Consider the following 20,338-nt stretch of genomic DNA (forward strand, 5'->3'; position numbering starts at 1 on the left):
GATGTTGGATCCAGGCTTGCGTGGATCCGGGGCGGGGCGGAGGGCTAGACCCCCCGCTCCATCTCCACGGCGTCGATCCCGGCGCCGTGGCCATTGGACACGATCCGCGTCACCTGGAAGCCCAGCCCGGCATAGAAGCCCTGGGTGTGCTGGCTGGTACTGAGCGTGATGCGCTTGATCGACGGATCCGCTTCGGCCTGGCGCAGGCGTGCCAGCGCCAGTTCGCGGCCCAGTCCCTGCCGGTGCAGCGCGCGCTGCACCATGCCCCAGCAGAAGCCGGCACTGCCGTCGCCGCGTCGCGACAGGCCGCCACAGGCCAAGATGCTGCCATCGCGCTCGATCACCTGGAATGCACAGTCCATGGCCTGCTCGCGCAGGAAGCGTTCAAAGTCGCTGCGCTCTTCGGGCGCGAAATAGGTGGGCACGTTGCTGTCGAACATCGACAGGCAGGCGCTGGCGTCGGCGGGGCGGTAGAGGCGGAGGTTCATGGGAAATGCCATGGAGTTGTCCGGCTGCATTTCAACCGTCCAGACGTTGGGAGGGGGCGAAGCGTCCCAGGGTACATGGAGCGATGCCGATCCTTTTCCAGGTGACTTTTCCCCACTCGAATGACCGTGCTCGGGACGCAGGCGCCTGTACCAGGCGGGTGCGTCGTTCGCGGGCAATGGCGAGGCGCATGCGGCCGCGATGGCGTGCAGCGGGGCGCGGCGGCTTCCGGGCTATGCTTTCGACACATGGGACTGACCGCGCGGCAGGATCCGCCGGCCCCATTCGTCTTCCTGCCTGCAACGGAGCTGCCCAGTGACGCCCGACCCTTCTCTTTCCCGGACTGCCCAGCTCATGCGCGGTCTGCTGTTTGGCGCGGTGGGCCTGTTGAGCCTTGCCGTGGCCGCCCTCGAGGTGACGCATCGTCTTGAGTTCCTGGAGGTCGCGCAGGCCGTTGATGGCCAGGTCGAGCGCCTGAACGCCGGCGGATCGCATCCGCAGGTCGCGTTCACCACCGCGACCGGCCAACGCATCTCGTACCCGCAGGGCGGCATGATTTTCGGCTATGAGCCTGGGCAGCCGGTACGCGTGCTGTACGACCCGGCGCGACTGCGGCTGGAGCCGGTCCTGGATACGTTCGGTGCGTTGTGGGGAATGACGGTCGTGTGGGTGCTGCTGGGGCTGGCGTTCGTCGGCGCCTGCGTGCGGGGACTGCTCCGGCGCAGATGACTCGCGGCCGATCGCGCGCCGTCGGCGGGCGGGCCGTTGGACCGGCCACGGCGGCAGCGCCTGTTCAGTCCGGTAGTGCCTGCGGCGATTGCCGCCAGCCAAAATAAAAAAGGCCGCCCACTGGGCGGCTTCTTCATTTATCTGGCGGAGAGAGGGGGATTGTCGGGTGCATCCCTGCACCCGATCCCGATGCGCGTTGCGCCCCGGGACCAGCCTGCGGCTGTCCGGTTCTGCTCCTGCAGAACCGTCGAACCCCGGTGGGGCTTCTCACCACCCATCCCATCTGCCAGACAAACGCAAAAGGGCCACCCTGTGGGCGGCCCTTTTGCGTTTGTCTGGCGGAGAGAGGGGGATTCGAACCCCCGAAGCGCGGTTTAGACGCTTACACACTTTCCAGGCGTGCTCCTTCAACCACTCGGACACCTCTCCGGATCCCTGCCACCGGCAAACGCCTCAGCAGGGGCGCAGATTCTAGCGGGCGGCGCGGCCGGACACAAGCGCCCAGATCACGGACGCATCCGGGCGCATTGTTGGCGAGGGGGCTGGACAGGCATGGCACAATGGAACATCCGATGGAAAACGGTGGCCTGATGTCCTACCTCGTCCTTGCCCGCAAGTGGCGTCCGAAGCGTTTTGCCGAGCTGGTGGGCCAGGAACACGTGGTCCGTGCGCTCAGCAACGCGTTGGACAGCGGCCGTGTCCACCACGCGTTCCTGTTCACCGGTACCCGCGGCGTGGGCAAGACCACCATCGCGCGCATCTTCGCCAAGTCGCTGAACTGTGAGCAGGGCACCAGCGCCGACCCGTGCGGCCAGTGCGCGGCCTGCCTGGACATCGACGCCGGCCGCTACATCGACCTGCTGGAAATCGATGCCGCGTCCAACACCGGCGTGGATGACGTGCGCGAGGTGATCGAGAACGCGCAGTACATGCCGTCGCGCGGCAAGTACAAGGTCTACCTGATCGACGAAGTGCACATGCTGTCCAAGGCGGCGTTCAATGCGCTGCTGAAGACGCTGGAAGAACCGCCGGAGCACGTGAAGTTCCTGCTGGCCACCACCGACCCGCAGAAGCTGCCGGTCACCGTGCTCAGCCGCTGCCTGCAGTTCAACCTCAAGCGCCTGGACGAGGATCAGATCCAGGGCCAGATGACGCGCATCCTGGCGGCAGAAGAGATCGAGGCAGATGGCAGTGCCATCGTACAGCTGGCCAAGGCCGCTGACGGCAGCCTGCGCGACGGCCTGTCGCTGCTGGACCAGGCGATCGCCTATGCCGGCGGCGCGCTGCGCGAGGACGTGGTGCGCACCATGCTGGGCACGGTCGATCGCACCCAGGTGGCGGCGATGCTCGATGCGCTGGCCGAGGGCGATGGCCCGCGCCTGCTGCAGGTGGTGGCCGCGCTGGCCGAATTCTCACCGGACTGGAGTGGCGTGCTGGAAGCGCTGGCCGAAGGCCTGCACCGCATCCAGGTGCAGCAGCTGGTACCGGGTGCGGCCGCTGCCGAAGGCCTGGACGCCGTCGCATTCGCCGAGCGCCTGCGCCCGGAAGTGGTGCAGCTCTGGTACCAGATGGCCCTGAATGGCCGGCGCGACCTGCCGTTGGCGCCGAGCCCGCGCGCAGGTTTCGAAATGACCGTGCTGCGGATGCTGGCATTTCGCCCGGCCGTAGCAGTCCCGCCGGTACCGAAGTCGGTGGATGGTGCAGGCAATGCGCCGGGTGGCAATGCTGCCGGTGGTGGCACCGGTGCGGGTACCCACGAAGCGATGCCGGCGACTGCCGCCGCTTCGGCAAGCCCGGCCGTGGTGGCGCAGGTGGCCGCTCCGGTGCAGGCCGCGCCGCGCGAACCTGAACCCGAACCCGAGCCGGCCCCGCAACCCGAACCGGACCCGACGCCGGAGCCCGAGCCGGTTCCGGTGGAAGAGCCTGTGCAGCCGCCGCCGATGAAGGCCGAGGCCGCTCCACCGGCTGCTGAAGCGGAAGCGGGCGACGACCTGCCGCCGTGGGCCACCGACGAAACCGAGGCGCGTGACGAGGCGCTGGCGGCCGAGATGGCGGGGCCAGACGCCGCCATGGTCGCGCCCTGGCATGAGCCGCCGGCTCCCGTCGTGGCTCCCAGCGAGCCTGCACCGCCCGAGCGCCCGTTCCGCACTGAAGGCATTGCCATCGCGCCGGCCGAGCCCGCGTCAGTGCAGGGGACCGCGCCGCTGGAAGGTGTCAGCGACCTGGCCACGGCCGAGGACTGGCTGGATCTGGTGGCCAACAGCGGCCTCAGCGGCCCGTCGCGGCAGCTGGCGGCCAACGCTGCCTTCATCAGTTGCCAGCACGGGACCTTGAAACTGGGCCTTTCGCCCGGATTTGAGTACCTGCGCTCTGAGCGTGCGCTGGCCGCCCTGGGCGAGATGCTGGAGAAAGCCCTTGGCCAGGCCCCGAAGATCGTGGTCGAGACCGTGGAGATCGAGCACGTTCCGGCCGAGACCCTGCATCAGCGTGCCGACCGCCAGCGTAGTGAGCGGCAGCAGGTGGCAGAGGCTGTTTTCATGGACGATCCGGAGGTGCAGGTGCTGATCCAACAGCACGGTGCCCGGGTTGTTTCCGATTCCATCCGTTCTTTTGACGAGTAAGAGACTATGCGCGGCAACATCGCCCAACTGATGCAGCAGGCCCAGAAGATGCAGGAGAACCTGCAGAAGGCCCAGGAAGAAATCGCAAGGATCGAAGTGACCGGCAGTGCCGGTGGCGGCATGGTCAGCGTGACCCTGACCGGCGCCAAGGAATGCCGCAAGGTGCGCATCGACCCGTCGCTGACCAGCGACCCGGAGATGCTGGAAGACCTGATCGCCGCCGCCTTCAACGATGCTTCGAACAAGATCGATGCCGAGTCGAAGTCGAAGATGGGTTCGGCCACCGCTGGCATGCAGTTGCCGCCGGGCATGAAGCTGCCGTTCTGATTCTTGGCGGGGCGCCTGCTGCTGCAGGCGCCCGCTGCAACCCTCAGTCGAGCATGGCTCGACTCTACACGTAGCTGTCGAGCTTGCTCGACGCCATCAAAGCACACCGCCGTGTCCGCACCCCTGCTTGAACAATTGATCGACGCGCTGCGGGTGCTGCCTGGCGTGGGCCAGAAGACGGCGCAGCGCATGGCCTACCACCTGCTAGAGCGCGAGCGCGAAGGTGGCCAGCGCCTGGCCCAGATACTGGCGCTGGCGGTGGAGCGCATCGGCCACTGTGCGCAGTGCCGCGATTTCAGCGAAACCGAGCTGTGCCCGACCTGTGCCAACGGCAGCCGCGAGCGCAGCCAGCTGTGCGTAGTCGAATCGCCGGCCGACCGCCTGGCCATCGAAAACGCCACCGGCTTCCGCGGTGTCTATTTCGTGCTGCAGGGGCGACTGTCGCCGCTCGATGGCGTCGGCCCGCGCGAACTGGGCCTGGAGCAGCTGGAGCGACGGCTGGCCGAAGGCGAGGTGCAGGAGCTGATCATCGCCACCAGCGCCACTGTCGAGGGCGAGGCCACCGCGCATTACCTGGCGCAGCTGGCGCGCGCACGCAAGGTACAGCCCAGCCGCCTGGCGCAGGGCCTGCCGCTGGGCGGCGAGCTCGAATACGTTGATCGTGGCACGCTGTCGCACGCGTTCGGTACGCGCAGCGAATTCCGCGATTGAGCAACGGCCGGACGTGGCCGGGCGTGGGCGGCCTACAATGCGGGAGACATCTCCGCCGAGGCCGACCATGAGCAACGAAACCCTTTTCAGCAAGATCATCCGTCGTGAGATCCCGGCCACCATCGTCTACGAGGATGACGAGGTGCTGGGCTTCAAGGACATCGCACCGCAGGCGCCGGTGCATGTGCTGTTCATCCCGAAGAACGAGATCATTCCGACCCTGGATGACCTGCAGCCCTCGCAGGCGCACCTGATCGGCAAACTGGCCCTGGCCGCTGCCGAGTACGCGCGCCGCGAGGGCTTCGCGCAGGACGGCTACCGCATCGTGATGAACTGCCGTGAGCATGCCGGGCAGACCGTGTTCCATATCCATATGCACCTGCTGGCGGGGGCACCGCTGGGGCATTTCGGTGCGCCTGGGCGTTGAAGCCCCTGTCCACGCCATGCGTGGATGAAAAAGGCCGCCCGAGGGCGGCCTTTCCGTCATGCCTGTGCGGTGGCGATCACCACCAGCCCCAGCGGCCATAGCCGCCCCAGTAAGGGCCCCACGGACCCGGACCCCACGGGCCATAGGGGTAGGGCACCACATCGACCTGGCGCTGTTCCGGCCACAGGTAGATGACATCGGCCGCCAGCTTCGGCAGGCGATAGTCGTACTCGCCGATGCGGGTGTTCTGGTAGCCGTCGATCTTGCCGATGAAGGTGACGTCACGACCGGCCTCGAACACCGCCGGGTCGTAGAAGCCGGCACGGCAGGCGATGAAGCGGCCGTCGCTGGCATCGGACGAGGTGGTGTTCGGGCGGCCACTGCCATTGAGCGGGCGCGAGATGATCTGGAAGCAGGTCTCGCCCTGGCCAGGCTTGGTTTCGATGATGCGACCGCCCCAACGGACCGGCGTGCCGACCTGCTGGGTAGCGACCGAGTCGCGAGGAGAGACCAGGCTGAACTGTCCCTGCAGCGGCTTCGGGGCCGTGGCGCAGGCCGACAGGGCCAGCGTGGCCACAGCGGTGAGGAGGAACTTGGTGTTCATGGGGAGGCTCCGGAAGTCGGGCGATGCCTGCGCAGGTCCCGCAATAATGAGGCGAGGTCGTTGCAAGTTCCAGCGTAGCGCGCGTCGGCGAAACGCTGGCTGAGCGCGAGCAGGGTGGGGTCGGGTCGCTGCCGGTGAACCCGCTGTGCCCAGTGCAGTGCGGTTTCGTGCGGTTCTCGGGCCAGGCCGAGGCGGGCGTAGCGTCGCCCGAGGCGATGCCAGGCGCGCAGCAGCGGGTCGCGTTCGCGCTCGCCGCGGGCCAGCAGCCAGGCCATCCACGCCAGTGCCAGCAGGGCGGCCACGACGAAGCCGGCGACCAGCTGCCCGGGACCCAGATCGTCCAGCCCGAAAGGCTTGAGCAGTTGCTGCTGGCGGCGCGCATCGAAGGACAGCACCAGATCGTTCCAGCCGCGGCGCAGCCAATCCCCCATCTGGCCCAGCTGCAGCCACCGCTGTCGCAGTGGTGTGTCCGTGCCGGCCTGCAGGCGGTCGTCCAGCGTGTCCAGGATGCGTTCCGGTGCCACGGCCGCCGTCGGGTCTACCCGTACCCAGCCGCGCTGCGGCAGCCACACCTCGGCCCAGGCGTGGGCATCCATCCGCCGCACCACCCAGTAGTCGCCGATGCGGTTGCGGGTGCCGCCGGCGAAACCGGTCACCACCCGCGCGGGTACACCCGCGTTGCGCATCAGCACCACGAAAGCCGAGCTGAAGTGTTCACAGAAGCCGGCCTTGTAGCCGAACAGGAACTCGTCGATCGGGTCGCGCCCCGCCGCCGGGGTATCCAGCGTGTACGAGAAATCCGTGGTGATCCACTGCAGCGCGCGGCGCACGATGGCCTCGTCATCACCGCCGGTGTCCTGTCGCCATTGCTGGGCCAGGGTGGCGGTGCGCGGGTTGAAGCCGGCCGGCAGCTGCAGCGTCGCGCGGCGCAGAAGGGGCGACAGCGTGCTGTCGAACTGCCGTGGAGGGGCCGAATGCAATCGCCAGCGGCTGAGCGAGGCCAGCGGGCGCTCGCTGCGCAGGCTCATGTCCGCATCCAGCATGCTGCCCGCAGGCGCACCGCTGGGCAGGTCCAGCGCCACAAGCTGGCGGCGGTCAGTCGGCTCGTAGTCGATCTGGTAATCCCAGCCCTGTGTACCGGCTTCAACCACCGCAGCAGGTCGCCGCGCGCTCGCAGGCTCGCGTGTCCAGCGCCGTCCATCGAAGGCGGTCAGTACAGGGCCGCGCCAGTAGCGCTGCGCCGGCTCGGGTGGGGCACCGAAGAACTGCACGCGCAACGCCGGGGTGTCGTCGGCCATCAGGTCCAGCCACTGGCCGGGTTCCATGCTGTCGGACAGCCCCGGTGTACCCACGGCGCGCTCGGGAACGCCCCACAGTGGCGTGGCAAGGCGCGGGAACAGCCAGAAGCAGGCCAATGCCAGCGGCAGGCCGATCGCCAGCAGGCGGCCGACACCACGCAGCTGCCCGCGCAACGGCAGGCGGCCAGCATGGCCTTCATCCTGGGCCAGGCGTTGCAGGGCGAGCAGTGCGCTGACCCCGGCCAGCGCGGCCAGTGCTGTTGTCAGCGGCCCCTGGTCGAGCAGGAATGCTGCAAAGGGCGAGAACAGCGCAAAGCCGAGCAGACTGCGGGCATCACGCAGGCTGCGCAGCTCGCTGGACTTGATCGCCAGCATCGCGGCCAGCAGCGCGCAACCGGTGTCGCGTCCTGGGCGCACCATGCCCATCTGCCAGACGATGGCGCCGAGCATGGCCAGCACCAGCAGCAGGCGCACCGGCATCGGCAGCACTGTCCGCCGCGACAGGGCGGCGGTGAAAATCGCCGCCAGCGCGATCACGCCCGCCAGCAGTGGCGGCAGCTGCAGCAGCAGCGGCAACAGAGCCAGCGCCGCGCTGGCCAGGGTCCAGTTGCGGGCGTTGCGGTCGAGCAGCTCCGGGGTCTCAGTCATGCGGCATCAGCGCCAGCGCGCGCAGGCACAGGTGGTGGTGGCTGGCGCCCTGTCCGGGCCCGAACGGCGGGTGTGCAGGCAGCAACAGGGTGTAGCGGCGGCCCTCGCGCTCGGCTACATCCACCCAGCGCGCCAATCGAGCGATGCGTGCTTCTTGGCCCAGCGGCGCCAATGCGCGCCAGTCGAGGACTACTTCGATGCCGACCGGTTTTTCGTACTCGCGCACCAGCAGGCTGTCGCGGCGTGCCGAGTGCTTCCAGGAAATGCTGCGCGGCGCATCGCCCGCCCGGTAGGGGCGCAGCTGATGCAGTTCCTCGCCGCTGGCGTGGGCACGGGTATGCAGCGGATCGCTGCCGCTCTCCGGCAGTGCAGGCGCCAGGGCTTCGGCCAGTGGGTAGACCAGCAGCGGCTGTTCCGGCCACACCCACGACCACGCCCGCACCAGGCCCAGGGGCTGGGTCGTGGACAGGCGGATACGTGGAAGCTCCAGCCAGCCCCGGCGTTCGCTGGGAACCTCCAGTTCCACTTCACCACGGCCGTGTGCAGGCAGCGAGGTCCAGGCCTGGCTGTCGCCCAGCTGGAGATGAAGACCGTGCCGCGCACGCGGATCCCGCAGAGAGAGGTCCACGCGCAGGCGCAAGGGTTGCCCGGCCGGTACCGGCTCGGCGGAGATCGCGTCGATCTGTACGCCGGACAACTGGAGATGCGCGGCAATGGCACTGGCGATTGCCGCTGCCGCCAGCAGCAGGGCCAGCAGCAGGGCGGGATTGTTGTTGTAGTTCAGCGCGCCCAGCAGCATGGCTGCCAGCAGGATTGCAACGAACAGGCCGAAGCGGGTGGGCAGCACATAGATGCGATGGCGATCCAGTCGCTTCGGCAAGGCTTCGGGCCTGCGCGGCCGAGCCAGCAGCTGCATGCGTGCCCAGCGTGTGGCCACGTTCAATCCACCGCGACGGTCTGCAGGATCGCGCGTGCCAATGCCGGCCCCGAACTGGATTCGGCTTCCGCCACCAACCGGTGGCCGGCCACGGCGACGAACAGCGTCTGCACGTCCTCGGGCACCACATGCCCGCGACCCAGCAGCAGTGCATGTGCTCTGGCTGCACGCAGCAGCGCCAGGCCGGCACGCGGCGACAGGCCGACGCGCACGCCTGCGTGCTGGCGGCTGCGGGTCAGCAGGGCCTGCACATAGTCGATCAGCGCGTCGCTGGCATGCACCTGGTTCACCGCGTCGCGCAACGTGCGCACCTGGGTGTCATCCAGCTTCGGCACGGCCCGCGCGATCAGGTCGCGGCGGTCGCTGCCACGCAGCAGCTCGCGCTCGGCCTGGGCGCTGGGATAGCCCATCGCCAGCCGCAGCAGGAAGCGATCCAGCTGTGAATCCGGCAGCGGGAAGGTGCCTGACAGGTCCACCGGGTTCTGTGTGGCGATGACGAAGAAAGGGTCCGGCAGCGGGTGCGTCTGCCCGTCCAGGGTGACCTGCTGCTCGGCCATCGCTTCCAGCAACGCGCTCTGCGTGCGCGGGGGGGCGCGATTGATCTCGTCGGCCAGCAGTACGTGGGTGAATACCGGGCCTGGGTGGAACTGGAACTGGCGGCTGCCGGCTTCATACACCGACACGCCCAGCACATCGGCGGGCAACAGGTCTGAGGTGAACTGCACGCGCTGGAAACTGAGGCCCAGGCTGCTGGCCAGCGCATGCGCCAGCGTGGTCTTGCCCAGGCCGGGCAGGTCTTCGATCAGCAGGTGGCCGCCGGACAGCAATGCGACGAAGGCCAGCCTGACTTCCGGCACCTTGCCCAGCACCAGTGCGTTGACCTGATCCTGTGCCTCCCGCAGGGCCTGACGCAATTGATCGGTTAGCATGCTGGGATTGGGGGACGAGGCTGGCATGATCGTCTCAGATCTGGAATCCACTCGATTATCCATAGAGCAATGCAAGGCGAACAGCGCGCACGGACGATATTTCTCTGGTTATGGACGCTGGTCACAGCGGCCAAGCTGATCGTTGCCGCGCGCCTGCCGCTGTTCGTCGACGAAGCGTTCTATTGGCAGGAAGGCCAGCATCTGGCCGCAGCCTATTCGGACCTGCCCGGGCTGACCGCGTGGCTGGCCCGGCTGGGCGTTGAGATCGGTGGCCATCACGTGCTCGCGTTGCGCCTGCCATTCCTGGCCATCGGTGCGCTGCTGCCGCTGCTGGTGGTGCGCACGGCCACGCGCTGGTTCGGCAACGTGGCCGGTTGGCAGGCGGGCAGCCTCACGCTGTTGATGCCGTTGTCGGCGACGCTGGGCCTGCTGGCGGTGCCGGACGTGCCGATGGCACTGGCGGCGGTGATCTGCCTGCATGCCGGCGCGCGCCTGCTGCACAACGTGGATGCCTCCTCGGCGATGAAGCTGGCGCTGGGCCTGTTGATCGGTGCGCTCAGCCATTACCGCTTCATCGGTGTCATCGGCGTGGGTTTCATTGCGCTGCTGGCATTGCCGCAGGGGCGGCGCATGCTGGCCGATCCGCGCGTATGGGTCGCGTTGGCGGTGGGCGTGCTGGCGTGGCTGCCACTGCTGGCGTGGAATGCGGACAACCACGATGCCGGGCTGAAATTCCAGGTGGTCGAGCGTCATCCCTGGGCCTTCGAATGGGGCGGGCTGTGGTTCCTGGTGATCCAGCCGATGCTGGTGACGCCGATCCTGTGCATGGCGATGTGGAAGGTGGCGCTGGCAGGAACCCGGAGCGGTGGCGGCGCGCGCGTGCAGTGGCGCTATTTCGGCCTGGTGGGCGGCGTATCCACGCTGGGCATTTTCGTGCTCGGCTTCTTTACTGACGTCGAGCGGATCAGTTTCCACTGGCCGCTGCCGGGTTACCTCGCACTGCTGGTGGCGGTGCCGGTGGTGCTCAACGGCTGGCCGCGCTGGCTGCGCCGCACCGGCTGGTGGTTGGCCGGTGCGGGCATGGTGCTGGCCTTCGGCTACTACCTGATGGCCTCCACGCCGGCACTGCGCGAGCAGATGGCCGGCAGCAAGTACTACCCGCGCAATTTCGCCGGCTGGCAACCCCTGGCGGTAGCGGTGCGCGAGGAGTTGCGGCAGATGCCGCAAGGGACACGCGTGCTGGCCGGCAACTTCAAGGTCGGCGCTGAACTGGGTTTCCAGCTGGGCAATGGCAACATCAAGGTGCTGCCGCATCCGCTCAATGACAAGCATGGCCGCACCGCACAGCTGGCACAGTGGGGCCTGCTGCATCAGGGCGAGCGCACGGCGCCGATGCTGCTGGTGCTGTCACCCAGCGACCAGCGCTATCGCGAACTGCTGGCGCGCTATCACGCCATCTGCGATCAGGTGGGGCCGCTGCCTGCGCCACGCGTGGTCAGCAGTGATCACGGATTCCAGCGCTTCCTGTTGTTCCGCCTGCCGGTGCAGCGCGCGCAAGGGCCGTGCGTGACGCCGGCGATGGCGTGGCTGGATGCGCCGTCCAACGGCGAGAAGGTGTCCGGCACGCTCGCGATCAAGGGCTGGGCGTTCAAGGATGGCGTCGGCCTGGCGCGGGTTGAAGTGCTGGTCGATGGCCGCTCCATCGGTGATGCCCGCTACGGGCGTGTGTTCGACGTGCGCCACACCTGGCCGGACAGTACCGATCCGCAGCATCCGGCGGTGGGCTTCGACGCATCGTTGGATACCACCACGCTGGCTCCGGGCAAGCACTGGCTCGGGCTGCGCCTGCATGGCCGCGATGGCAGCGTGGAGGCGTGGCAGGAGCAGCCGTTCGAGGTTCGTTGAGGTCCTCTGGTCCTGTAGAGCCGAGCCCATGCTCGGCTGCTTCTGCTTCAGATGCAGGCAGCCTCAAAAAAAACAGCCGGGCATGGGCTCGGCTCTACCGTTCACGGCACCGCGAAACCTGCCCTGCGCAGCAATCCGCATAGCGTGATCAGCGGCAGGCCGATCAGCGCGGTCGGGTCGCGGTTGTCGATGGCGTCGAACAGGCTGATGCCCAGGCCCTCGCATTTGAAGCTGCCGGCGCAGTCCAGCGGCTGTTCGGTGGCCACGTAGCGGGCGATCTCGTCCGGTTCCAGTGCGCGGAAGCGGACCTCGGTCAGATCGGTGGCCGTGAATGATGCTCCATCACGGCTGAGGCAGACGGCGGTATGGAAGTGCACGGTCTGCCCGGACATCGCCGCCAGCTGTGCGCAGGCGGCCTCGACCGTACCCGGTTTGCCCAGTGGCTGGCCGTTCAGGTCCGCGACCTGGTCCGAGCCGATCACCCACGCGCCGGGATGCCGGCACGCCACCTCGACCGCCTTGGTGGCGGCCAGGCGGGTGGCCAGGGCCAAGGGCGCTTCGTTGTTCAACGGGGTTTCATCCACCTCAGGGCGCGCGCAGTCGAAGGGCAGGCCCAGCCGCTGCAGCAGTTCACGGCGGTAGCGGGACGTGGAGGCCAGGACCAGTGACATGCGACAATACCGGGGCAGGGCGAAGCAGTCTGGCCCGTCTGCAGCGCCAGCGGCAAGTCCTGTATGGCGGGCATTTGACAGCCGCCGCTCCGATCCTTAGTATTCAGCGGCTTATGTCCGCGAACGTGCCCGAAACGCTGGATGCCTGGCGGATGGTTGTAGCGCGAAGGCGCTTCGACGGTCAGGTCTCCCTGGCTGAATTGACCCGCCTGCAGGGGTTGGTCGCAGATACCGACGGCGAGTGCGTCTACTCGCTTGAATTCGGTCGCGACGACGTCTTGCGGGTATCCTATGTGGAACTGACCATCGACACCGCGTTGCCGCTGACCTGTCAGCGCAGCATGCAGCGATTCCTGTTGCCGGTGAAGGTGACCCAGAGGCTTGGCCTGATCCGCGACGAGGACGAGGAATCGTCCCTGCCGGAGGAATACGAGGCGTTGCTGGTGCCGGAAGATGGCCAGCTGAAGCCGCTGGATCTGGTCGAGGACGAGCTGGTGCTGGCGGTGCCGGTGGTACCGCTGTCGCCCGACGGTGAAGCAGTCGACAAGGACTGGGCGCCGAGCGAAGAAGAAACAAAGAAGGCCAACCCGTTTGCGGCGTTGGCGGCATTGAAGAAACAATAGCAGCCGGTTGTCGTCGGCGGCTGCGGCGAAAGCGAAAAGTGTGCTGGGCGCTGGCGTCCTGTGCGACGAAACGACGAAGCAAAACGAACCGAGTTTGGAGCAATCCCATGGCTGTCCAGAAATCCCGTGTTACCCCGTCCCGCCGCGGCCAGCGCCGTTCGCATGACGCCCTGAGCGCCAAGCAGCTGTCGACCGACCCGACCACCGGCGAAGTGCATCTGCGTCACCACATCACTGCCGATGGTTTCTACCGCGGCAAGAAGGTCATCCAGACCAAGACCTCGGCCGTCGAAGAAGATTGATGTGCCGGGAAGGCCGCTGCCTCCGGGCAGCGGCCTTTGCCTTCTTTCCCGGGCGTGCCGGTGATCGGCGGCCCGCGCAACAGGAAACATGATGAGCAAGCGGATCTACTCGAGGATCGCGGGCACCGGCAGCTATTTGCCGGAAAAAGTCCTGACCAACGCCGACCTTGAAAAAATGGTCGAAACCTCGGACGAGTGGATCCAGTCGCGCACCGGCATTCGTGAACGGCACATCGCGGCCGAAGGCGAAACCACCAGCGACCTTGGCTACAACGCCGCCCTGCGCGCGCTGGAAGCCGCAGGCATCGACGCTTCGCAGCTCGACATGATCGTGGTGGGTACGACCACGCCTGACCTTATTTTCCCGTCCACCGCGTGCCTGATCCAGGCCAAGCTCGGTGTGGCCGGGTGCCCCGCCTTCGACGTCAACGCAGCCTGCTCGGGCTTCGTGTTCGCGCTGGGCGTGGCCGATAAATTCATCCGTTCCGGTGACTGCAAGCACGTGCTGGTGATCGGCACCGAAACGCTGACCCGCATGGTCGACTGGAACGATCGCACCACCTGCGTACTGTTCGGCGATGGCGCTGGCGCCGTCGTGCTCAAGGCCGACGAAGAGACCGGCATCCTCAGCACCCACCTGCATGCCGACGGCAGCAAGAAGGAACTGCTGTGGAACCCGGTCGGCGTCTCGAGCGGTTTCAAGGACGGCGCCAACGGTGGCGGCACCATCAACATGAAGGGCAACGACGTGTTCAAGTACGCCGTCAAGGCGCTGGACTCGGTCGTGGACGAGACCCTGGCCGCCAACGGCCTGGACAAGTCCGACCTGGATTGGCTGATTCCGCACCAGGCCAACCTGCGCATCATCGAAGCCACCGCCAAGCGCCTGGAGATGTCGATGGACCAGGTGGTGGTGACTGTCGACAAGCATGGCAATACCTCGTCCGGCTCGGTGCCGCTGGCGCTCGACGCCGCCGTGCGTTCGGGCAAGGTCGAGCGCGGCCAGCTGCTGCTGCTGGAGGCCTTCGGTGGTGGCTTCACGTGGGGTTCGGCTCTGTTGCGCTATTGATAGTGCAAGTTACGACAATGTGAAGCTTTGTCGTTGCGGCCCTCCGGGGCCGTAACGCGTTTAAGGAGGACCTGTCATGGTTGAGCCCATCGTCATCGAAGGGCAACGTGCCTGGCTGAAGCAGTACGGCAAGGGAAGCCGGGCGCTGGCCCTTGGCCTGCTCAATTTTGTTGCCCGTCGTTTCCACCTCGATGCCCTTCGTCCTCCTCCGCACCGTGGCGGCGACGCCGCACGCGAAACCGAGGCCCGCCGCCTTGCAGAACTGCAGGCGCAAGGTGTGAACGTGCCTGACGTGCTGGGCACCGGCCATGCCGCGCTGGTAATCGGCGACAACGGCAGCTCGTTCAATACCTGCCTGCGCCAGGCCGACGAGGCCGGTCGTGATCGGCTGGTCATGGCGGCGATGCAGGCCATTGCCGAAGCGCATGCGCGCGGCGCCTATTTCGGCCAGCCGTTGCCGCGCAACCTCACCTGGGATGGCGACAAGGTCGGTTTCATCGACTTCGAGGAAGATCCACTGGAAGTGATGGACCTGTCCGAAGCCCAGGCCCGCGACTGGCTGATGTTCGGCTATGGCGTGGCCAAGTACTATGCCGACCGCCCCGAGCACCTGCAGGCGATGATGGCCGAGGCGATGGGCGGTGCCCAGGCACCGGTGCGCGAGCACGTGCATGCGGTCAGTGGCCGCCTGCGCAGCCTGGCCAGGGTCTGCATGAAGCTGGGCCGGTCAGCGCGCGCGCTGGCCCATTCGATCTTCATCACCCACGGTGCCAGCACTGCTGGCGTGCTGATGCTGGTGGGCCTGTGCGTGGATTTCCTCGCCGACGGCGATCTGGACGTCCTGCAGCTGTTCTGCTGATCGTCGGCCGGGGTCAGATCCCATTTCCGGTGGAAAAGGGATCTGACCCTGTCATTGCTCCATACGCCTGCATACGCGCACGTACAGACGACACAGCGGATTCCCCCTTATCATGGCCCGCTTCGATTGCAACAAGCGGATGACCGCGTGACCGTATCCACCCTCGCTTTTGTCTTCCCCGGCCAGGGCTCGCAGTCTGTGGGCATGCTGGCCGAGCTGGCCGAACTGCACCCGCAGGTGCGTGAAGCCTTCACCGAGGCATCCGATGGTGCCGGTGTCGACCTGTGGGCGTTGTCCCAGGGCGGCCCGGAGGAAATGCTCAACCGTACCGAATACACCCAGCCGGCCCTGCTGGCCGCCAGCATCGGCGTGTGGCGCGCCTGGAACGCCGTGGGCGGCCCGCGCCCGTCGGTGCTGTCCGGCCACAGCCTGGGCGAGTACACCGCCCTGGTCGCCGCCGGCGCGCTGAGCCTGCATGACGGTGCGCACCTGGTGCGCCTGCGTGGCCAGCTGATGCAGGAAGCGGCACCGGCCGGTGTCGGGGCCATGGCCGCCGTGCTCGGTGCCGAAGACCAGCTGGTGCTGGACGTCTGCGCCGAAGCCGCAGGCAGCCAGGTGGTGGTGCCGGCCAACTTCAATTCGCCGGGCCAGATCGTGATCGGTGGCGACGCCGATGCGGTCGACCGTGCACTGGCGCTGCTGGCCGAGAAGGGCGTGCGCAAGGCGGTCAAGCTGGCCGTCAGCGTGCCCTCGCACACCCCGCTCATGCGCGAAGCCGCCAACCGCCTGGCCGAAGTGATGGCCGGCCTGTCCTGGCAGGCGCCGCAGCTGCCGGTGGTGCAGAACGTCGATGCCCAGGTGCACGACGGCGTGGACGCCATCCGCACCGCGCTGGTCCAGCAGCTGTACCAGCCGGTGCAGTGGACCGGTTGCGTGCAGGCGCTGGCCGCCCGCGGCATCACCCAGATCGCCGAGTGCGGCCCAGGCAAGGTGCTGACCGGCCTGGTCAAGCGCATCGACAAGGCCATCGACGGCCGTCCTCTGGCCACGCCGGGCGACTTTGAAGCTGCCCGCGAGGCATGGTCGGCCTGACCTTCCCTGTTTCCTGCCGACCGTACCGGTGGCCGCTGCAAGCGGCACGGTGCGGCGGCCGCTCCCGTCTGAGGAAAACAACATGAGCAAGCCCCTGCAGGGTGAAATCGCACTGGTCACCGGTGCCAGCCGTGGCATTGGTGCCGCCATCGCCGATCTGCTGGCCGCCCAGGGCGCCACCGTCATCGGCACCGCCACCACCGAATCCGGCGCCGCCGCGATCGGTGAGCGCCTGGCCGCCTACGGCGGTCACGGCCGCGCGCTGAACGTCACCGACGCCGCTGCGCTGGACAGCGTGCTCGATGGCATCGCCAAGGAATTCGGCCCGATCTCGATCCTGGTCAACAATGCCGGCATCACCCGCGACAACCTGCTGATGCGCATGAAGGACGAGGACTGGGCGTCGATCATCGACACCAACCTGACCAGCGTGTTCCGCACCAGCAAGGCGGTGATGCGCGGCATGATGAAGGCGCGCAAGGGCCGCATCATCAACATCGCATCGGTGGTGGGCGTGACCGGCAACGCCGGCCAGGCCAACTACGCGGCCGCCAAGGCCGGCATCATCGGCTTCAGCAAGTCGCTGGCCAAGGAAATCGGCTCGCGCGGCGTCACCGTCAATGTTGTCGCACCCGGCTTCATCGACACCGACATGACCAAGGCGTTGCCGGAAGAAGCGCGTACCGCGCTGATCAACGACATCGCCCTCGAACGCCTGGGTTCGCCGGAGGACATCGCCCATGCGGTGGCGTTCCTGGCCAGCCCGGCTGCCGGTTACATCACCGGCGAAACCCTCCATGTGAACGGCGGCATGTACATGCCGTAAGCAAGGGGCGCAGGGATTGCGCCGCAAGTGGTTGATCTGCGGAGGTTTTTGCTGCAATGCAAGGCCGCGCCGGTTTCCACTACACTATCCCACGGCCATCGCCCTTGATGGCGACCACTTTTGAACCACAACTCCATCTGGAGCGAGATCCCATGAGCACCATCGAAGAACGCGTCAAGAAAATCGTCGTCGAACAGCTTGGCGTCAAGGAAGAAGAAGTCACCAACAGCGCATCGTTCGTCGATGACCTGGGCGCTGACTCGCTGGACACCGTCGAGCTGGTGATGGCCCTGGAAGAAGAATTCGAGTGCGAGATCCCGGACGAAGAAGCCGAGAAGATCAGCACCGTGCAGGCCGCCATCGACTACATCAAGGCCCACGTCAAGGCCTGATGTCAGACGGCAGTGCGCGCGCGGGCTCACGCTCGCCGCGCACCGCACCCCATGGGGCCGCAGTTGCGGCCCCGTGTGTTTGGGCATCACACCGAAGCAAACCGTGTTACCCGATTGAACCTTCGGGTCAGGAGAATCAGCAATGAAGCGTCGCGTCGTCGTAACCGGCCTGGGTATCGTCTCGCCGTTGGGCAATGATCTGGCCAGCAGCTGGGAAGGCATCACCCACGGTCGTTCGGGCATCGGTCCGCTGACCAACATTTCTGATGCCTACCTGGATCGGTTCACCACCAAGATTGCAGGTGAGGTCAAGGGCTTTGACATCACCGCCGACAACGAACTGTTCGGCAAATTCCGGGTCAGCGGCAAGGATGCCAAGAAGATGGACCCGTTCATCCATTACGGCCTTGGTGCCTCGTTCATGGCCCTGCATGACTCGGGCCTGGAGATCACCGACGCCAATGCCGAGCGCATCGGCGCCATCGTCGGCGCCGGCATCGGCGGCCTGCTCGGCATCGAAGAGCAGACCATCGAGTTCCACGAGGGCAAGAAGATCTCGCCCTTCTACGTGCCCAAGACCATCATCAACATGCTGCCGGGCCAGCTGAGCATCATCACCGGCCTGAAGGGCCCGTCGTTCTCGGCGGTGTCGGCGTGCGCGACCTCGAACCATTCGATCGGTACCGCGATGCGCATGATCCAGTACGGCGACGCCGACGTGATGGTGGTCGGCGGTGCCGAACGTGGCTCCTCGCCGACCGCACTGGGTGGCTTCTGCGCGATGAAGGCCATGAGCACCCGCAATGACGCCCCGGAACAGGCTTCGCGCCCGTGGGACAAGGACCGTGACGGCTTCGTGCTGGGCGACGGCGCCGGCATCCTGATCCTGGAAGAGTACGAGCACGCCAAGGCGCGTGGCGCAAAGATCTACTGTGAACTGGCCGGCTTCGGCGCCAGCTCCGACGCGTACCACATGACCGCACCGAGCGAGAACGGCGAAGGCGCCGCGCGCTGCATGGTCATGGCCATGAAGGACGCGGGCGTGACCCCGGAACAGGTGGGTTACCTCAACGCGCACGGCACCTCCACGCCGCTGGGCGACCTGGGCGAGACCATGGCCATGAAGACCGCCTTCGGCGACCACGCCTACAAGATGATGGTCAGCTCCACCAAGTCGATGACCGGCCACCTGCTGGGCGCTGCTGGCGGCGTGGAAGCGATCTTCTCGGTGATGGCGCTGCAGGACAACGTCATTCCGCCGACCATCAACCTGCAGCAGCCGGGCGAAGGCTGCGACCTGGACTACGTGCCTAACGAAGCACGCCAGGCCAAGGTCGACGTGGTGATGTCCAATGGCTTCGGCTTCGGCGGCACCAACGGCACGCTGATCTTCAAGCGCGTCTGACCGAGTTGTAGCGTCGGGCCATGCTCGATGCCGCGTTCTACGGAGCCGCCGCAAGGCGGCTTCCGTGCATCTGAATCCCTGAACTGGCCATCATGACCCACGCACCGCTGATCCAACCGCTGCCGCACCCGATCGATCTGCTGGCCCTGCAGCATCATGACCCGGCGCGCTTCCCGCTGCTGATGGAATCCACCGCCTCGGGCACCGCCCAGGGCCGCTGGAGCCTGCTGCTGGCCACGCAGGGCGAGGGCCTGCGGCTGGACGCCGATGGCCAGGTGCGCGACCTGCAGGGTGCCGTGCAGCCCGGCACGTTCCTGCAGGCGCTGGATCGCGCCTGGCAGCACGAACGTCTGCCGCACGACGGCAGCCACAGCCTGCCGTTCCGTGGCGGCTGGGCGCTGATGCTGGACTACGAAGTGGCCAGCCAGATCGAACCGGTGCTGCCGGCGCACGCGCGCGCGGACGGCCGCCCGACCGCGCTGGCGCTGCGCTGCCCGGCCGCGGTGCTGCACGACCACCAGAACGACGCCAGCTTCGTCATCGCCGAAGCCGGTGAGCAGACCCTGCTGGAGGCGCTGATGACCTTGGCGTCGCAGGCATTGCCGGAGGCCGGGCAGGGCTGGCAGCCGCCGCAGTCGGTCGGCGAGGATGCGCCACAGCGCTTCACCGATGGCGTGCGCCGGGTGATCGACTACCTGCGTGCCGGCGATGTGTTCCAGGTGAACCTGTCGCGGCGCTGGAGCGCGCAGTTCGCCGCGCCGGTCAGCCCGCAGGCGTTGTATGCGCAGCTGCGCCGTGCCAACCCCGCACCGTTCGCCGGGTTGTTCAGCGCGCACGGCCGCCACGTGGTCAGTTCCTCGCCGGAACGGCTGGTGTCGGTGCATGCCGGCCACGCGCAGACGCGTCCTATTGCCGGCACGCGTCCGCGCTTCGAGGGCGACGATGATGCCGCGCGCATCCAGGAACTGGTCGGCCACCCCAAGGAGCGTGCCGAGCACGTGATGCTGATCGACCTGGAGCGCAACGACCTGGGCCGTATCTGCCTGCCCGGTACCGTGGTGGTCGATGAGCTGATGACCGTGGAGAGCTACGCGCATGTGCACCACATCGTCAGCAACGTCAGCGGCCACCTGCGCCCGGAGGTCACGCCCGGCGAGGTGATCGCCGCCACGTTCCCGGGCGGCACCATCACCGGCTGCCCCAAGGTGCGCTGCATGCAGATCATCAGCGAGCTGGAGCAGGTGCCGCGCGGTGCCTACACCGGCGCGTTCGGCTGGCTGAACCGCGATGGCGACCTGGACCTGAACATCCTGATCCGTACCGCCGAAGTGGATGGCCACGAGGTGAGCTTCCGCACCGGCGCCGGCATCGTGGTCGATTCGGACCCGGACAAGGAACTGGACGAGACCCGCGCCAAGGCCCGCGGCCTGCTGCGCGCGCTCGGCCAGCAGGGGTAGTGCCGGCCGCTGGCCGGCAA

Annotated in this window: 21 protein-coding genes and 1 tRNA gene; 15 read left to right on the plus strand and 7 right to left on the minus strand. The window is 67.2% G+C overall.

Annotated elements, in window-relative coordinates:
* Nucleotides 1–44 precede the first annotated feature (44 nt).
* Entirely contained in the window at nucleotides 45–488 is a 444-nt protein-coding gene (locus O0J15_RS13100) for a GNAT family N-acetyltransferase (protein WP_308305772.1), read from the minus strand.
* Between the two features lie 352 nt (nucleotides 489–840).
* Between O0J15_RS13100 and O0J15_RS13105 the strand changes: the two genes are divergently transcribed.
* Nucleotides 841–1,215, plus strand: coding sequence for a DUF3592 domain-containing protein (locus O0J15_RS13105; protein ID WP_021204514.1), 375 nt, complete (start codon nucleotides 841–843; stop codon nucleotides 1,213–1,215).
* A 336-nt stretch (nucleotides 1,216–1,551) separates the two neighbouring features.
* On the opposite strand, the gene O0J15_RS13110 is transcribed toward O0J15_RS13105, so the two are convergent.
* Nucleotides 1,552–1,644 (minus strand) — tRNA-Ser (locus tag O0J15_RS13110).
* A 143-nt stretch (nucleotides 1,645–1,787) separates the two neighbouring features.
* Here O0J15_RS13110 and dnaX point away from each other — a divergent pair.
* The 4 genes from dnaX (at nucleotide 1,788) to O0J15_RS13130 (ending at nucleotide 5,301) form a co-directional block, all read left to right on the plus strand.
* A complete protein-coding gene (dnaX, locus tag O0J15_RS13115; protein WP_308305773.1) occupies nucleotides 1,788–3,836 on the plus strand; it encodes a DNA polymerase III subunit gamma/tau in 2,049 nt (682 codons plus the stop codon).
* Nucleotides 3,837–3,842: 6 nt separating this feature from the next.
* Entirely contained in the window at nucleotides 3,843–4,163 is a 321-nt protein-coding gene (locus O0J15_RS13120; RefSeq protein WP_019659509.1) for a YbaB/EbfC family nucleoid-associated protein, read from the plus strand.
* Nucleotides 4,164–4,274: 111 nt separating this feature from the next.
* Nucleotides 4,275–4,874, plus strand: coding sequence for a recombination mediator RecR (gene recR / locus O0J15_RS13125; RefSeq protein WP_019659508.1), 600 nt, complete (start codon nucleotides 4,275–4,277; stop codon nucleotides 4,872–4,874).
* A 67-nt stretch (nucleotides 4,875–4,941) separates the two neighbouring features.
* Nucleotides 4,942–5,301: a histidine triad nucleotide-binding protein gene (locus O0J15_RS13130; protein WP_005408300.1), complete on the plus strand. Its 360-nt coding sequence runs from the start codon at nucleotides 4,942–4,944 to the stop codon at nucleotides 5,299–5,301.
* Nucleotides 5,302–5,377: 76 nt separating this feature from the next.
* Here O0J15_RS13130 and O0J15_RS13135 read toward each other — a convergent pair whose 3' ends face one another.
* From O0J15_RS13135 to O0J15_RS13150, 4 genes are read right to left on the minus strand one after another with little or no spacing between them, the layout of a single operon-like run.
* Nucleotides 5,378–5,905 carry a Slp family lipoprotein gene (locus tag O0J15_RS13135; RefSeq protein ID WP_019659507.1) on the minus strand — a complete coding sequence of 176 codons (528 nt, stop codon included), beginning with the start codon at nucleotides 5,903–5,905 and terminating at the stop codon, nucleotides 5,378–5,380.
* A complete protein-coding gene (locus O0J15_RS13140; RefSeq protein WP_308305774.1) occupies nucleotides 5,902–7,851 on the minus strand; it encodes a DUF3488 and transglutaminase-like domain-containing protein in 1,950 nt (649 codons plus the stop codon). The genes O0J15_RS13135 and O0J15_RS13140 overlap by 4 nt, the downstream gene beginning before the upstream one ends.
* Nucleotides 7,844–8,767: a DUF58 domain-containing protein gene (locus O0J15_RS13145; protein WP_032955142.1), complete on the minus strand. Its 924-nt coding sequence runs from the start codon at nucleotides 8,765–8,767 to the stop codon at nucleotides 7,844–7,846. The genes O0J15_RS13140 and O0J15_RS13145 overlap by 8 nt, the downstream gene beginning before the upstream one ends.
* Before the next feature lie 23 nt (nucleotides 8,768–8,790).
* The gene (locus O0J15_RS13150; protein ID WP_021202627.1) at nucleotides 8,791–9,744 is read right to left on the minus strand and encodes a MoxR family ATPase; all 954 of its coding nucleotides are present in this window, start codon (nucleotides 9,742–9,744) and stop codon (nucleotides 8,791–8,793) included.
* A gap of 42 nt (nucleotides 9,745–9,786) precedes the next feature.
* On the opposite strand from O0J15_RS13150, the gene O0J15_RS13155 reads away from it, so the two are divergent.
* On the plus strand, nucleotides 9,787–11,622 hold the full coding sequence (locus tag O0J15_RS13155) for a glycosyltransferase family 39 protein (RefSeq protein ID WP_308305775.1): 1,836 nt from the start codon (nucleotides 9,787–9,789) through the stop codon (nucleotides 11,620–11,622).
* A gap of 101 nt (nucleotides 11,623–11,723) precedes the next feature.
* On the opposite strand, the gene O0J15_RS13160 is transcribed toward O0J15_RS13155, so the two are convergent.
* Nucleotides 11,724–12,293, minus strand: coding sequence for a nucleoside triphosphate pyrophosphatase (locus tag O0J15_RS13160; protein ID WP_019659502.1), 570 nt, complete (start codon nucleotides 12,291–12,293; stop codon nucleotides 11,724–11,726).
* Between the two features lie 113 nt (nucleotides 12,294–12,406).
* On the opposite strand from O0J15_RS13160, the gene O0J15_RS13165 reads away from it, so the two are divergent.
* The 9 genes from O0J15_RS13165 (at nucleotide 12,407) to O0J15_RS13205 (ending at nucleotide 20,318) form a co-directional block, all read left to right on the plus strand.
* Nucleotides 12,407–12,916, plus strand: a complete 510-nt coding sequence (locus O0J15_RS13165; RefSeq protein WP_019659501.1) for a YceD family protein — start codon at nucleotides 12,407–12,409, stop codon at nucleotides 12,914–12,916.
* A 107-nt stretch (nucleotides 12,917–13,023) separates the two neighbouring features.
* The gene (gene rpmF / locus O0J15_RS13170; RefSeq protein ID WP_005408308.1) at nucleotides 13,024–13,218 is read left to right on the plus strand and encodes a 50S ribosomal protein L32; all 195 of its coding nucleotides are present in this window, start codon (nucleotides 13,024–13,026) and stop codon (nucleotides 13,216–13,218) included.
* Between the two features lie 91 nt (nucleotides 13,219–13,309).
* A complete protein-coding gene (locus tag O0J15_RS13175) occupies nucleotides 13,310–14,287 on the plus strand; it encodes a beta-ketoacyl-ACP synthase III (protein WP_019659500.1) in 978 nt (325 codons plus the stop codon).
* A gap of 76 nt (nucleotides 14,288–14,363) precedes the next feature.
* A complete protein-coding gene (locus O0J15_RS13180) occupies nucleotides 14,364–15,146 on the plus strand; it encodes a serine/threonine protein kinase (protein ID WP_019659499.1) in 783 nt (260 codons plus the stop codon).
* A gap of 147 nt (nucleotides 15,147–15,293) precedes the next feature.
* A complete protein-coding gene (gene fabD / locus O0J15_RS13185) occupies nucleotides 15,294–16,238 on the plus strand; it encodes an ACP S-malonyltransferase (protein WP_019659498.1) in 945 nt (314 codons plus the stop codon).
* Nucleotides 16,239–16,320: 82 nt separating this feature from the next.
* Entirely contained in the window at nucleotides 16,321–17,064 is a 744-nt protein-coding gene (gene fabG, locus O0J15_RS13190) for a 3-oxoacyl-ACP reductase FabG (protein ID WP_138953039.1), read from the plus strand.
* Between the two features lie 152 nt (nucleotides 17,065–17,216).
* On the plus strand, nucleotides 17,217–17,456 hold the full coding sequence (gene acpP / locus O0J15_RS13195) for an acyl carrier protein (RefSeq protein ID WP_005415509.1): 240 nt from the start codon (nucleotides 17,217–17,219) through the stop codon (nucleotides 17,454–17,456).
* 142 nt (nucleotides 17,457–17,598) lie between these two features.
* Nucleotides 17,599–18,861, plus strand: coding sequence for a beta-ketoacyl-ACP synthase II (gene fabF / locus O0J15_RS13200; protein ID WP_019659496.1), 1,263 nt, complete (start codon nucleotides 17,599–17,601; stop codon nucleotides 18,859–18,861).
* A gap of 92 nt (nucleotides 18,862–18,953) precedes the next feature.
* Nucleotides 18,954–20,318, plus strand: coding sequence for an aminodeoxychorismate synthase component I (locus O0J15_RS13205; protein WP_308305776.1), 1,365 nt, complete (start codon nucleotides 18,954–18,956; stop codon nucleotides 20,316–20,318).
* Nucleotides 20,319–20,338: the final 20 nt, after the last annotated feature.

It is taken from the genome of Stenotrophomonas sp. Sm10, assembly GCF_030985515.1.
GTDB lineage: Bacteria > Pseudomonadota > Gammaproteobacteria > Xanthomonadales > Xanthomonadaceae > Stenotrophomonas > Stenotrophomonas hibiscicola.